This is a genomic window from Halobacillus sp. AWH4_228, from assembly GCF_056158365.1.
In genome coordinates this window covers 3,705,001-3,718,087 of the sequence record NZ_JBSWTE010000001.1, presented here as the reverse complement: position 1 = coordinate 3,718,087, position 13,087 = coordinate 3,705,001, and the positions used below count along the sequence as shown (strand labels likewise).

The 13,087-nt window shown below is 48.7% G+C and carries 11 protein-coding genes, 12 tRNA genes and 2 rRNA genes (1 of these 25 cut by a window edge); 24 read left to right on the top strand and 1 reads right to left on the bottom strand.

Annotation, left to right across the window (positions count from 1 at the left end; all coding sequences use genetic code 11):
- Positions 1–90: 90 nt before the first annotated feature.
- The 9 genes from ACXADP_RS19155 to ACXADP_RS19115 all read left to right on the top strand — a co-directional run bounded on the left by ACXADP_RS19155 (position 91) and on the right by ACXADP_RS19115 (position 7,267).
- A complete protein-coding gene (locus tag ACXADP_RS19155) occupies positions 91–960 on the top strand; it encodes an RsbT co-antagonist protein RsbRA (RefSeq protein ID WP_027956784.1) in 870 nt (289 codons plus the stop codon).
- A gap of 5 nt (positions 961–965) precedes the next feature.
- On the top strand, positions 966–1,322 hold the full coding sequence (locus ACXADP_RS19150; protein ID WP_027956783.1) for an STAS domain-containing protein: 357 nt from the start codon (positions 966–968) through the stop codon (positions 1,320–1,322).
- Between the two features lie 2 nt (positions 1,323–1,324).
- On the top strand, positions 1,325–1,726 hold the full coding sequence (locus tag ACXADP_RS19145; protein WP_474967194.1) for an anti-sigma regulatory factor: 402 nt from the start codon (positions 1,325–1,327) through the stop codon (positions 1,724–1,726).
- Positions 1,727–1,740: 14 nt separating this feature from the next.
- Entirely contained in the window at positions 1,741–2,751 is a 1,011-nt protein-coding gene (locus ACXADP_RS19140) for a SpoIIE family protein phosphatase (protein ID WP_474967195.1), read from the top strand.
- Positions 2,752–2,813: 62 nt separating this feature from the next.
- On the top strand, positions 2,814–3,140 hold the full coding sequence (locus tag ACXADP_RS19135; protein ID WP_474972230.1) for an STAS domain-containing protein: 327 nt from the start codon (positions 2,814–2,816) through the stop codon (positions 3,138–3,140).
- A gap of 2 nt (positions 3,141–3,142) precedes the next feature.
- A complete protein-coding gene (gene rsbW / locus ACXADP_RS19130) occupies positions 3,143–3,619 on the top strand; it encodes an anti-sigma B factor RsbW (RefSeq protein WP_474970330.1) in 477 nt (158 codons plus the stop codon).
- Positions 3,591–4,370: an RNA polymerase sigma factor SigB gene (gene sigB / locus ACXADP_RS19125; RefSeq protein WP_027956778.1), complete on the top strand. Its 780-nt coding sequence runs from the start codon at positions 3,591–3,593 to the stop codon at positions 4,368–4,370. The genes rsbW and sigB overlap by 29 nt, the downstream gene beginning before the upstream one ends.
- Positions 4,370–4,966: a SpoIIE family protein phosphatase gene (locus tag ACXADP_RS19120; protein ID WP_474972229.1), complete on the top strand. Its 597-nt coding sequence runs from the start codon at positions 4,370–4,372 to the stop codon at positions 4,964–4,966. Before sigB ends, ACXADP_RS19120 begins: the two co-directional genes overlap by 1 nt.
- A gap of 129 nt (positions 4,967–5,095) precedes the next feature.
- Positions 5,096–7,267, top strand: coding sequence for a Tex family protein (locus ACXADP_RS19115; protein WP_474967198.1), 2,172 nt, complete (start codon positions 5,096–5,098; stop codon positions 7,265–7,267).
- Positions 7,268–7,301: 34 nt separating this feature from the next.
- Here ACXADP_RS19115 and cmpA read toward each other — a convergent pair whose 3' ends face one another.
- Positions 7,302–7,412, bottom strand: a complete 111-nt coding sequence (gene cmpA, locus ACXADP_RS19110; RefSeq protein WP_474967199.1) for a cortex morphogenetic protein CmpA — start codon at positions 7,410–7,412, stop codon at positions 7,302–7,304.
- Positions 7,413–7,486: 74 nt separating this feature from the next.
- Between cmpA and ACXADP_RS19105 the strand changes: the two genes are divergently transcribed.
- From ACXADP_RS19105 to ACXADP_RS19035, 15 genes are all read left to right on the top strand, one after another.
- The gene (locus tag ACXADP_RS19105; protein ID WP_474972228.1) at positions 7,487–7,939 is read left to right on the top strand and encodes a SprT family protein; all 453 of its coding nucleotides are present in this window, start codon (positions 7,487–7,489) and stop codon (positions 7,937–7,939) included.
- A 174-nt stretch (positions 7,940–8,113) separates the two neighbouring features.
- Positions 8,114–8,188, top strand: a tRNA-Asn gene (locus ACXADP_RS19100).
- Between the two features lie 4 nt (positions 8,189–8,192).
- A tRNA-Ser gene (locus ACXADP_RS19095) sits at positions 8,193–8,283 on the top strand.
- A gap of 10 nt (positions 8,284–8,293) precedes the next feature.
- Positions 8,294–8,365, top strand: a tRNA-Glu gene (locus tag ACXADP_RS19090).
- Positions 8,366–8,385: 20 nt separating this feature from the next.
- A tRNA-Asp gene (locus ACXADP_RS19085) sits at positions 8,386–8,462 on the top strand.
- Positions 8,463–8,469: 7 nt separating this feature from the next.
- Positions 8,470–8,544: transfer RNA gene (locus ACXADP_RS19080), tRNA-Gln, on the top strand.
- A 107-nt stretch (positions 8,545–8,651) separates the two neighbouring features.
- A tRNA-Lys gene (locus tag ACXADP_RS19075) sits at positions 8,652–8,727 on the top strand.
- 7 nt (positions 8,728–8,734) lie between these two features.
- Positions 8,735–8,816 (top strand) — tRNA-Leu (locus tag ACXADP_RS19070).
- A 39-nt stretch (positions 8,817–8,855) separates the two neighbouring features.
- Positions 8,856–8,943: transfer RNA gene (locus ACXADP_RS19065), tRNA-Leu, on the top strand.
- A gap of 87 nt (positions 8,944–9,030) precedes the next feature.
- Positions 9,031–9,107: transfer RNA gene (locus tag ACXADP_RS19060), tRNA-Arg, on the top strand.
- A 6-nt stretch (positions 9,108–9,113) separates the two neighbouring features.
- Positions 9,114–9,190 (top strand) — tRNA-Pro (locus tag ACXADP_RS19055).
- Between the two features lie 23 nt (positions 9,191–9,213).
- Positions 9,214–9,287 (top strand) — tRNA-Gly (locus ACXADP_RS19050).
- A 17-nt stretch (positions 9,288–9,304) separates the two neighbouring features.
- Positions 9,305–9,381 (top strand) — tRNA-Ile (locus ACXADP_RS19045).
- Positions 9,382–9,494: 113 nt separating this feature from the next.
- A 16S ribosomal RNA gene (locus ACXADP_RS19040) occupies positions 9,495–11,059 on the top strand.
- Positions 11,060–11,229: 170 nt separating this feature from the next.
- Positions 11,230–13,087 (top strand): 23S ribosomal RNA (locus ACXADP_RS19035); it runs 1,059 nt beyond the window's last position.
- The 16S and 23S rRNA genes sit together here with 12 tRNA genes alongside, the layout of an rRNA operon.

Here is a 13,087-nt window from a genome sequence, read left to right as displayed (position 1 = left end):
TTACCCGGCCTTTTTTGTTAACATTATACCCAGATAGCAAAAACAGCAGTTGGAAAATATGAAATGGTATCAATGGCGGAGGGTTCGATAATGGATGAACGATTAAAAAACGTAGTGCTGGAACACAGTGACGATATTGTCAATATGTGGTTGAAGGAAGTTGACGCTCATAAAAAGAATGATTATACATCAACGATTTCTGAGGAAATGTTTGAGAATACGAACCGGGAGTTCGTGAATGTCATTTTCTCAAGCATTGAAAAACAGGGATTGTCCTCGGATCTGGATGATTTCTCTGAACGCCTCATTAATCTAGGCTGGCCTTTGAGCTACCTGACGGACGGCATGCAGGTATTCCGCCGCGTTGTAACCGATTTTATACTCAAGCAGTCGGAAAAGGTCAATTCTGACCATTTCTCTGAAATTCTGCGGGAGGTGGATGGATGGGTGGATCCGATCATCAACCGCCTCGTCAATGAGTACTCGGGCAGCTGGGAGCACATCGTATCCCTGCAGCGGGTCGCTCTGCAGGAATTGTCAGCACCGCTGATACCGGTGATGGATAACATTACGATCATGCCTCTGATCGGTACGATTGATACGGAAAGAGCTAAGCTGATCATGGAAAACCTGCTTGATGGAGTGATTAAACACAATGCAGAGGTCGTGCTGATCGATATCACGGGTGTGCCGGTTGTCGATACAATGGTCGCGCATCACATCATCCAGGCGGCAGAAGCGGTCCGTCTAATCGGTTCACGCTGTATCCTTGTCGGTATCCGTCCCGAAATTGCGCAGACGATCGTCAACCTCGGTATCGACCTTGGAAAGTTCCCGACGAAGAGTTCCCTTCGTAAAGGCTTCCAATCAGCTCTTGAGCTGACAAACCGCCGGATTGAGGACACGCGTTCCAATGACCAGGATATTGAAAAACTGATTGATTCGCTAGATGGGGAGTGAAACAAATGAGGATACCTATATTAAAGCTTCATAATTACCTGCTTATTTCCATCCAGATCGATCTTGATGATCAAACGGCTATCCAGTTCCAGGAAGACCTGTTGAAAAAAATCCATGAAAGTGGAGCTACAGGTGTCGTCATTGACCTGACCTCTGTCGACATTATTGATTCGTTTATTGCTAAAGTACTCGGCGATGTCGTGACGATGTCAGATTTGATGGGGGCAAAAGTAGTGCTGACGGGAATTCAGCCTGCGGTAGCCATGACGCTGATTGATTTGGGCATTCATATGCAGGATGTTCCTACAGCATTAGATCTAGAACAAGGATTGATTAAACTTCGCCAGGAATTGGAGGAGTGAGTATGGATTTTCAATCCTGTGTAAACATACAAAAGGAGTGGGACATTGTCGGAGCAAGGCAGCTGGGCCGTGACATCTCTAGAAAAATCGGCTTCGGCACCGTTGACCAGGCAAGAATCGCCACTGCCATCTCGGAATTAGCGAGAAACATTTATTTATATGCAGGGACCGGAAAAGTCTGTTTTGAAACGGTTGAGGATATGAACAAAAAAGGCATCCGGATCGTTGCCATGGACGAAGGACCTGGGATTCAGGACATCAGTCAGGTCATGGAGGACGGCTTTACGACTTCCGGGGGACTTGGTGCAGGACTTCCAGGTGTAAAGCGGCTGATGGACGAGTTCGATATTATCTCCCATGTAGGGGAAGGTACGGAAATCAAGGTTGTGAAATGGCTCCGTTAGAGGAGGTATAAACGATGAGTACATTGAAACTCGACTTGGAGAATTACAAAGAGCTGCTGCAGGAGTATATTACTACGAAAGATGAGCAGGCTCTGTATCAGGCAGAGCAGTTCAGTAAATACTCGATGCAGCAGAATATATCACCAGAAGAAATTATTAACGTGCATATTCAATCATTACAGGAAATATACCCGGATATGCCGGAATATATACAGACATCGATGAATTTCCTTTTGGAAACCATGATTTCCTATGGTCTCGCCTATCAGGAGTATCAAACGCTGCGTGAAAAGCAGCTGGAGCTGAAATCCGAAATTTCGGTTGCGGCCAATATGCAGAAAACACTGTTGTCTACGGTGAAGCCGGACATTGATGAGCTGGACGTCGGGGCGCTCAGTGTACCGGCGAAACAGATGAACGGTGACTATCACCACTTTGTCCACGACAACAAAGGCGGCCTGGGTATTGCGGTGGCTGACGTCATCGGAAAAGGCGTGCCGGCCGCTTTATGCATGTCCATGATCAAATATTCCATGGACAGCTTCTCTGAGATGCAGACTGATCCAAGTGTCATTCTGGGCAGCTTGAACCGGGTTGTGGAACGCAATGTGGATGCAAGCATGTTCATTACGATGTTCTATGGCTTGTATAATAACAACAATCATACGTTTACTTATGCTTCTGCCGGTCATGAGCCGGGCTTTTATTATCATAAGGATAAGGACGAATTTGAAGAAATCGATGCTCCGGGCCTTGTTCTCGGTGTATCTCCTGAAATCACCTACACCCAGTATGAGAAACAGGTGGAAAAAGGCGATATGATCGTCCTTTTGACCGATGGTGTGACAGAATGCCGGACGGGGGACCGTTTTATCGAGCAGGAAGAAGTGCTGCACGTTATCAAGCAGTATTCTCATCTGCCGGCACAGGGCATCGTCGACCAGGTGTACAAGCACTTTGAACGCCTGCAGGACTTCCACCTGCGTGATGATTTCACGTTGATCATTCTCAGAAGGAATGTTTAACGTTTTATCGATCCGGGTATTGGCTATTTAGGTTACTTTTCAGCAACACGGGAGGGATATTTATGAATTTATCGATAGATGTAACAAAGAATGACGGCGTGGCGAACGTGATGCTCGGCGGTGAAGTCGATGCATTCACGGCACCTCAGCTTAAAGAGACGCTTCTTCCATTGACGAAGGAACAGGATGTCGTTGAAGTGAACCTTCAAGACGTGAATTATATGGATTCCACAGGACTGGGTGTCTTTATCAGTGCCTTGAAAGCGACGAAAGAACATGACAGCACGCTCCGTCTCGTTCATATGCAGGACCGTGTCTACCGTCTGTTCAAGATTACCGGCCTGACTGAAATTATGAACATCGATTCTACAGTGCAAGGTGGAATGTAATGATGGAACCATTTGATTTTGTTGAAGTGAAGGTGCCTGCAAAAGCGGAATATATCGGAGTCGTGCGTTTGAGCACGTCCGGGATTGCCAACCGCATGGGCTTTTCCTATGAAGATATTGAAGATTTGAAAGTGGCGATTTCAGAAGCGATCACCAACGCCGTCAAACATGCCTACAAAGAAACGGGTGAAGGAGAAATCACCATCGGTTTCGGCGTGTATCAGGACAGGCTCGAGGTGATGGTGGCCGATCACGGCGGAAGCTTCAATCTTGGTGAAGTGAAAGAAGACATCGGACCTTATAAGCAGGACGGTGATATTGAAGAGCTCCGCGAAGGCGGATTTGGCCTGTTTTTGATTGATGCCTTAATGGATAAAGTCGAAATCAACAGTAAATATGGAGTGATTGTATTAATGACGAAATACCTCCATGAAACCGGGGTGGGTCATAATGGCGACCAGATCACAACACCACAATGAGGAAATTTACGAATGGATTGCCTACTTACAGGAGAATCCAAAAGATGAGGCTGTACAGGAGAAAGTGGTCCTTGTTTATAAGGACCTTGTAGAGTCCATCGCCCGTAAATATTCGAAAAACAGTACGATCCATGAAGATCTCGTTCAGGTCGGAATGCTCGGCCTGCTGGCAGCGATCCGCAGGTATGATAAGGATTTCGGAAAATCATTCGAATCGTTCGCGATCCCGACCATCATCGGTGAGATTAAACGCTTCATCCGGGATAAGACATGGAGTGTGCACGTACCACGCCGGATTAAGGAACTTGGGCCGAAGATAAAGAAAGCGGCTGAAGAGCTGACGAATATCCAGCAGCGTTCCCCGTCTGTCCTCGAGATTGCTGAATACCTGGAAGTCTCTGAAGAGGATGTACTGGAAACGATGGAAATGGGTAAAAGCTACAAAGCCCTGTCCGTGGACCGTAAAATCGAAGCGGATTCAGATGGAAGTACTGTAACCATTCTCGATCTTATCGGGAATCAGGATGAAGGATACTCCAATATCGATCAGCGGATGCTGCTCGAAAAGGTGCTGCCGATCTTGAGTGAACGGGAACAGGAGATTCTTCAATGCACGTATTTTGAAAACATGAGTCAGAAAGATACAGGTGAGCGGCTGGGCATTTCCCAGATGCACGTATCCCGGCTGCAAAGGCGGGCGCTGCGTAAATTGAGGGAAGCTCTCCAGTCGGAATCGGTTGAGGTGTTCTAGTGGAAAAGGGGAACGAACAGGTGGAGTTATCTGTCTTCCAGAAAGCTAAAAAAGGAAATTATTACTGTGGCGACAGTTATTTTTACCGTGAAACAGATGATGCGTTCCTTTGTGCACTGGCTGATGGCCTCGGCAGTGGAGAGATGGCCAGGGAGTCTTCGAAAGCTGTGATGGAAATCATAGAAGATCATCCTTCTCTTTCTGTAGAGGCGCTTGTAAAAAAATGCAATGAAGTACTGGTCGGCAAACGCGGGGTGGTGCTCGGTATTTTGAAAATCGATTACCATGCGATGACTTATTCGTATTCCTCCATCGGGAATATTGGAGTCATTACTGTAGACCCTGACGGTACACGCCACCGGAATATCCCGCTGGCGGGTTATTTATCCGGGTATTCGAAGTCACTGCGGGTTACTCACGGAAATATCCAGAAAGGGATGATTTTTTTGATGTTCTCTGATGGAGTGAACGACCGCCGCCTGTCTTCAAAGCTCACACATGTACGAAACGCGGAAGAGATTACGTCCTTGTACAAAAATCTGTACGGACAGAACCGCGATGATGATACAACGCTGATCGCGATAGTTTACCATTAAAAATCCTTATTCTTCGGTGTGAATCCGGGAATAAGGATTTTTTAATTCGTTGAACCATCCTGGAACAACGAGGTAAACGCTTCGTTGTTTTGTTACAATAAGAGGGACGTCATTGAAGGAGGTCTTTTTTTGAGTGATTGGAAAAACAGTCCGGAGCTGATTCAGTCAGTAGCCGGACAGATGAAGCTGAAAGAAGGAATTATCCAGCAGGTGATTCAACTGCTGAACGAAGGGAACACCGTCCCGTTCATCGCCCGTTATCGTAAGGAGATGACCGGTGGTCTTGATGAAGTTCAAATTAAAACCATTGAAGATCAGTGGAATTATGCCGTCAACCTTGCTGAGCGTAAAGAGGAAGTCGTTCGCTTGATCGATGAGCAGGGGAAACTAACGGATGAATTGAAAGCCGACATAGAAAAAGCAGAAAAACTCCAAAAGGTGGAGGATCTTTACCGTCCTTACAAGCAAAAAAGGAGGACGCGTGCCACAGTGGCGAAAGAAAAGGGGCTTGAACCTCTGGCCCTTAAAGTATGGGCGCAGGAATCTTTCGGCTTTGAAGCAGAGGCGCAGACGTACATTTCCGAAGAACAGGAGCTGCCGGCTGTTGAAGACGTGCGTGCAGGTGTGAATGACATTCTGGCGGAATGGATATCAGAGGACGCAGCATTCAGGGAAAGAATTCGTAAGCAGACGCATGAGAAAGGCACCATCGCTTCTTCAGAGAAGGACAAGGCCAAGGATGAAAAAGGTGTCTTTGAGATGTACTACGACTACCAGGAGCCCGTCCGTTCCATCGCCTCCCACCGTGTGCTGGCCATGAACCGTGGGGAGAAGGAAGGGATCATCAAGGTTTCTGTCCAACCGCCTGAGGACAGTATTACGCAGTATCTGGAAAAAGAAGTCGTGAAGCGGGGAACAGGCGGAGAACTCAGAGGAATCCTGACAGACGCGATCCAGGACAGCTACAAACGACTCATTCAACCTTCTGTGGAAAGAGAGATCCGCAATTCTCTTTCCGAAGTGGCTGAGGAGCAGGCGATTGATGTGTTTTCGAGCAACCTGCGAAGCCTCCTGCTACAGCCTCCGCTTAAAGGCAAGGTTGTACTTGGAGTTGATCCGGCATACCGTACGGGCTGTAAGCTTGCGGTTATCGATGAAACAGGAAAAGTGCTCGATATCGGAGTCATTTATCCAACCGCACCTAAAAAAGATACCAAAGGCGCAGAAAAGAAACTCCTGTCATTGATGGAACAGTACAACATGGAGCTCATCGCCATTGGAAATGGAACCGCCTCTCGAGAAACAGAGCAGTTCATTAGTGATATGATCCAGAAGCACAGTTGGAAAGCTTCCTATATGATTGTGAACGAAGCGGGAGCCAGTGTGTATTCAGCATCCAAGCTGGCCAGGGAAGAGTTCCCGGATTTTCAAGTCGAAGAAAGAAGCGCGGTATCGATTGCCCGCCGAATCCAGGATCCACTCGCGGAACTGGTGAAAATCGATCCTAAATCCATCGGCGTCGGGCAGTATCAGCATGATGTTACCCAGAAGAAATTGAACGAGTCCCTGACGTTTGTTGTAGAAACGGCCGTCAACCAAGTCGGAGTAAACGTGAATACAGCCTCTGCTTCCCTGCTTCAATATGTATCCGGCTTGAGTAAAACGGTGGCTAATAACATCGTGAAGAAGCGGGAGGAACTCGGGAAGTTTACGAAACGCAGAGAATTGAAGGACATTCCAAGGCTCGGAGCGAAAACGTTCGAACAGAGTATCGGATTTCTCCGGGTACTGGACGGAGAAGAACCGCTCGACCGTACGTCGATCCACCCGGAAAGTTATCAGGCGACAAGGAAGCTGCTTCAGAATCTTGGATTTACAAGTAAGGACCTCGGGGATGGACAATTGGGTGAAAAGCTGAAGCAGATGGACTTGAATGCCGCTTCGGAAGAATTCGGCATTGGTACGCTGACGCTGACAGATATTCAAAAGGCATTGATCCAGCCGGGCCGTGACCCACGTGACGATCTTCCTAAGCCACTGCTCAAGACGAACGTCCTTTCCATGGAGGATTTGGAAGAGGGAATGGAACTGGAAGGAACCGTTCGTAACGTGGTTGATTTCGGTGCGTTCGTCGATATCGGAGTAAAACAGGACGGGCTTGTCCATATATCCAAACTGGCTGACAAATTCGTCAAACATCCGATGGACATGGTCTCTGTTGGAGATGTTGTAACAGTATGGGTGGACAAGGTGGATGTCCAGAAGCAGAGGATTGCTTTGACCATGATTCCTCAATCGTAAAGGGATACCTGGGAGCTGCGGCTTCCGGGTATTTCTATTTATAGAGGTGCTGATAATAGTACCAGCACTGATTAAGCAGCTTGATCTGATACTTATCTTTATTGAAGAAAGCACGCTCCATCTGTACTTGCAGCCAGGAAGGCATGACGGACAGCTCCTTTCTGTTCCTCTTTTTAAATACGTATGATACAGTATGCACAGAACAGGGGAGGTGTGCTTGTGCAGTCTTTGACACAACAACAGCTGGAAGCATGGACGGACCAATTATCCAAAAAACATTTTGACAAACCATTTGTGGATGATGTATACTTCAATTCTCGTCTTCGAACGACAGGCGGGCGGTACATTCCTTCAAAAAGAACCATTGAAATCAATCCGAAGTATGTTGTAGAATTGGATGGTGCTGAATTAGAAGGGATTATCAAACATGAACTCTGCCACTATCACCTTCATATAGAAGGGAAAGGCTTTGGACATGGTGATCCTGAATTCAAAGATCTTTTACATAAAACAGACTCTCCGAGATTCTGCGCGCAGCTGCCTTCTGAAAAGAAGAAAGGGTTCCACCATTATGAGTGTGTCCAGTGCGGTCAGACTTATCAGCGGAAGAGGAAGGTGGATACGAAAAAGTATCACTGCGGAAAATGTAAAGGCCGTTTAAAAAAGAAGTAAAAATTGTGTTGACGAACGACTTCTCACATGTTAAATTAAATAAGCCTTAACAAAACAACCCAAAAAAACGTAAGAAACTACAATTTTTCACGAAAAAGGGTTTGACATTGCAGGCAGGATGTTATAAGATATTAAACGTCGCCGATAAACGAGCGGCACGAAATGAGACATTATTCCAACGTAGCTCAGTGGTAGAGCAATCGGCTGTTAACCGATCGGTCGTAGGTTCGAATCCTACCGTTGGAGCCATTACGGAGAAGTACTCAAGTGGCTGAAGAGGCGCCCCTGCTAAGGGTGTAGGTCGCGTAAGCGGCGCGAGGGTTCAAATCCCTCCTTCTCCGCCATTTTCTTAATGGCCCGTTGGTCAAGTGGTTAAGACACCGCCCTTTCACGGCGGTATCACGGGTTCGAATCCCGTACGGGTCACTTTGCATCACCCTTTAAGGGGTCCGGTAGTTCAGTTGGTTAGAATGCCTGCCTGTCACGCAGGAGGTCGCGGGTTCGAGTCCCGTCCGGACCGCCATTATCTTTGGGCCATAGCCAAGCGGTAAGGCAACGGTTTTTGGTACCGTCATGCGCTGGTTCGAATCCAGCTGGCCCAGCCATTTTTTCTTCGAAAAAGGGTTGACAACATTATCAATAAGATGTATGATGGTTCTTGTGCTTTTAAAAAGAACAAATCATTTTCAAGTGTAATAGATTCCTTTCTTTAGAGCCATTAGCTCAGCTGGTAGAGCATCTGACTTTTAATCAGAGGGTCGAAGGTTCGAATCCTTCATGGCTCACCATTTATTTGCGGGTGTGGTGGAATTGGCAGACACGCTAGATTTAGGATCTAGTGCTTCACGGCGTGGGGGTTCAAGTCCCTCCACCCGCACTTTAATTACCATGATCAGCATTCCATTATAATAATGCTGCGGTCGTGGCGGAATCGGCAGACGCGCTAGGTTGAGGGCCTAGTGGGAGTTAATCCCGTGGAGGTTCAAGTCCTCTCGACCGCACCAACTAATTTCTTTAAAAAAGTTGTTGCAATCGACACGGAAACGTGTTAAGATAGAAAAGTCGCTTTCAACGCAAAGCTATTATAAAATGCGCCCGTAGCTCAATTGGATAGAGCGTCTGACTACGGATCAGAAGGTTAGGGGTTCGACTCCTCTCGGGCGCGCCATTTTAACGGGAAGTAGCTCAGCTTGGTAGAGCACTTGGTTTGGGACCAAGGGGTCGCAGGTTCGAATCCTGTCTTCCCGACCATCGAGAAATACAACATGATATATGCGGGTGTAGTTTAGTGGTAAAACCTCAGCCTTCCAAGCTGATGATGAGGGTTCGATTCCCTTCACCCGCTCCATTATTCAATCACCATTGGGGCCTGTAGCTCAGTTGGTTAGAGCGCACGCCTGATAAGCGTGAGGTCGGTGGTTCAAGTCCACTCAGGCCCACCATTACTTGATCTTTGAAAACTGAACGAACCAACCAGTACGTCAAAACATTTCTTCTTTAATGAAGGAATTTGAAACAAGCACATTCGGTGTGCAGATGAGCAAGTCAAACTACTTTTATGGAGAGTTTGATCCTGGCTCAGGACGAACGCTGGCGGCGTGCCTAATACATGCAAGTCGAGCGCGGGAAGCGAGTGGATCCCTTCGGGGTGAAACTCGTGGAACGAGCGGCGGACGGGTGAGTAACACGTGGGCAACCTGCCTGTAAGATCGGAATAACCCCGGGAAACCGGGGCTAATGCCGGGTAATACTTTTCTTCGCATGAAGATGAGTTGAAAGATGGCTTCTCGCTATCACTTACAGATGGGCCCGCGGCGCATTAGCTAGTTGGTGAGGTAACGGCTCACCAAGGCAACGATGCGTAGCCGACCTGAGAGGGTGATCGGCCACACTGGGACTGAGACACGGCCCAGACTCCTACGGGAGGCAGCAGTAGGGAATCTTCCGCAATGGACGAAAGTCTGACGGAGCAACGCCGCGTGAACGATGAAGGTCTTCGGATCGTAAAGTTCTGTTGTCAGGGAAGAACAAGTACCGTGCGAATAGAGCGGTACCTTGACGGTACCTGACGAGGAAGCCCCGGCTAACTACGTGCCAGCAGCCGCGGTAATACGTAGGGGGCAAGCGTTGTCCGGAATTATTGGGCGTAAAGCGCGCGCAGGCGGTTCCTTAAGTCTGATGTGAAAGCCCACGGCTCAACCGTGGAGGGTCATTGGAAACTGGGGAACTTGAGGACAGAAGAGGAGAGTGGAATTCCACGTGTAGCGGTGAAATGCGTAGATATGTGGAGGAACACCAGTGGCGAAGGCGACTCTCTGGTCTGTTTCTGACGCTGAGGTGCGAAAGCGTGGGTAGCAAACAGGATTAGATACCCTGGTAGTCCACGCCGTAAACGATGAGTGCTAGGTGTTAGGGGGCTTCCACCCCTTAGTGCTGAAGTTAACGCATTAAGCACTCCGCCTGGGGAGTACGGCCGCAAGGCTGAAACTCAAAGGAATTGACGGGGGCCCGCACAAGCGGTGGAGCATGTGGTTTAATTCGAAGCAACGCGAAGAACCTTACCAGGTCTTGACATCCTTGGACCTCCCTAGAGATAGGGATTTCCCTTCGGGGACCAAGTGACAGGTGGTGCATGGTTGTCGTCAGCTCGTGTCGTGAGATGTTGGGTTAAGTCCCGCAACGAGCGCAACCCCTAATCTTAGTTGCCAGCATTCAGTTGGGCACTCTAAGGTGACTGCCGGTGACAAACCGGAGGAAGGCGGGGATGACGTCAAATCATCATGCCCCTTATGACCTGGGCTACACACGTGCTACAATGGATGGTACAAAGGGCAGCGAAGCCGCGAGGTGTAGCAAATCCCATAAAACCATTCTCAGTTCGGATTGCAGGCTGCAACTCGCCTGCATGAAGCCGGAATCGCTAGTAATCGCGGATCAGCATGCCGCGGTGAATACGTTCCCGGGCCTTGTACACACCGCCCGTCACACCACGAGAGTTGGCAACACCCGAAGTCGGTGAGGTAACCTTTTTGGAGCCAGCCGCCGAAGGTGGGGCCAATGATTGGGGTGAAGTCGTAACAAGGTAGCCGTATCGGAAGGTGCGGCTGGATCACCTCCTTTCTAAGGATATTACGGAAACGTACTGTGTTGGTTGTTCAGTTTTGAGAGATCAAAGCATCTTTCAAATTTGTGAACCTTGAAAACTGGATAAGGAATTATGACTCATCTAGCGATGAGATCATGATGACAAGACATCTAATTGATATATATAAACGTCTTTTCACGAAGATAGTTAAGTGAATAAGGGCGCACGGTGGATGCCTTGGTACTAGGAGCCGATGAAGGACGGGACTAACACCGATATGCTCCGGCGAGCCGTAAGCAGGCTTTGACCCGGAGATTTCCGAATGGGGAAACCCACTGTTCGTAATGGGACAGTATCCTATACTGAATACATAGGTATAGGAAGGCAGACCCGGGGAACTGAAACATCTAAGTACCCGGAGGAAGAGAAAGCAAACGCGATTTCCCAAGTAGCGGCGAGCGAAACGGAATCAGCCCAAACCAGAAAGCTTGCTTTCTGGGGTTGTAGGACACTCCTTTGGAGTTATCAAGGAGGAAGATAGACGAATCGATCTGGAAAGATCAGCCGAAGAGGGTAACAGCCCTGTAGTCGAAATCTTCCTCTCTCCGGAGTGGATCCTGAGTACGGCGGAACACGAGGAATTCCGTCGGAATCCGGGAGGACCATCTCCCAAGGCTAAATACTCCCTAGTAACCGATAGTGAACCAGTACCGTGAGGGAAAGGTGAAAAGCACCCCGGAAGGGGAGTGAAATAGAACCTGAAACCGTGTGCCTACAAGTAGTCGGAGCCCGTTAATGGGTGACGGCGTGCCTTTTGTAGAATGAACCGGCGAGTTACGACCGTATGCGAGGTTAAGCAGCAGAAGCGGAGCCGCAGCGAAAGCGAGTCTGAACAGGGCGAGTGAGTATGCGGTCGTAGACCCGAAACCGTGTGATCTACCCATGTCCAGGGTGAAGGTCAGGTAACACTGACTGGAGGCCCGAACCCACGTAAGTTGAAAATTACGGGGATGAGGTGTGGGTAGGGGTGAAATGCCAATCGAACACGGAGATAGCTGGTTCTCTCCGAAATAGCTTTAGGGCTAGCCTCAGAATAGAAAGTCATGGAGGTAGAGCACTGATTGGACGAGGGGCCCCTATCGGGTTACCGAATTCAGTCAAACTCCGAATGCCATAGACTTTGTTCTGGGAGTCAGACCGTGGGTGATAAGGTTCATGGTCGAGAGGGAAACAGCCCAGACCGCCAGCTAAGGTCCCAAAGTGTGTGTTAAGTGGAAAAGGATGTGGAGTTGCTTAGACAACCAGGATGTTGGCTTAGAAGCAGCCATCATTCAAAGAGTGCGTAATAGCTCACTGGTCGAGTGACTCTGCGCCGAAAATGTACCGGGGCTAAACACACCACCGAAGCTGCGGATTGATCTTATGATCAGTGGTAGGAGAGCGTTCTAAGTGCTGCGAAGTCAGACCGTAAGGACTGGTGGAGCGCTTAGAAGTGAGAATGCCGGTATGAGTAGCGAAAAAAGAGTGAGAATCTCTTTCACCGAATGCCTAAGGTTTCCTGAGGAAGGCTCGTCCTCTCAGGGTTAGTCGGGACCTAAGCCGAGGCCGAAAGGCGTAGGCGATGGACAACAGGTTGATATTCCTGTACCACCTTCTTTCCGTTTGAATGACGGGGGGACGCAGGAGGATAGGGAGAGCGTGCCATTGGATGTGCACGTCCAAGCAGTGAGACGGTCGGAATAGGCAAATCCGTCCGGCAACGTCAAGCTGTGATGGGGAGGGAACTATAGTACCGAAGCTCCTGATTTCACACTGCCAAGAAAAGCCTCTAATGAGGAAAGAGGTGCCCGTACCGCAAACCGACACAGGTAGGCGAGGAGAGTATCCTAAGGTGAGCGGGAGAACTCTCGTTAAGGAACTCGGCAAAATGACCCCGTAACTTCGGGAGAAGGGGTGCTCCTCTGCCGAGGAGCCGCAGTGAAAAGGCCCAAGCGACTGTTTACCAAAAACACAGGTCTCTGCGAAGCCGTAAGGCGAAGTATAGGGGCTGACACCTGCCCGGT

Bases quoted from the DNA above. Each gene is read 5' to 3' on its own strand.
- ACXADP_RS19140 (WP_474967195.1), top strand. From the start codon at position 1,741: ATGAGTACATTGAAACTCGACTTGGAGAATTACAAAGAGCTGCTGCAG.
- ACXADP_RS19135 (WP_474972230.1), top strand. From the start codon at position 2,814: ATGAATTTATCGATAGATGTAACAAAGAATGACGGCGTGGCGAACGTG.
- rsbW (WP_474970330.1), top strand. From the start codon at position 3,143: ATGGAACCATTTGATTTTGTTGAAGTGAAGGTGCCTGCAAAAGCGGAA.
- cmpA (WP_474967199.1), bottom strand. From the start codon at position 7,412: ATGCCTTCCTGGCTGCAAGTACAGATGGAGCGTGCTTTCTTCAATAAA.
- sigB (WP_027956778.1), top strand. From the start codon at position 3,591: ATGGCGACCAGATCACAACACCACAATGAGGAAATTTACGAATGGATT.
- ACXADP_RS19155 (WP_027956784.1), top strand. From the start codon at position 91: ATGGATGAACGATTAAAAAACGTAGTGCTGGAACACAGTGACGATATT.
- ACXADP_RS19145 (WP_474967194.1), top strand. From the start codon at position 1,325: ATGGATTTTCAATCCTGTGTAAACATACAAAAGGAGTGGGACATTGTC.
- ACXADP_RS19150 (WP_027956783.1), top strand. From the start codon at position 966: ATGAGGATACCTATATTAAAGCTTCATAATTACCTGCTTATTTCCATC.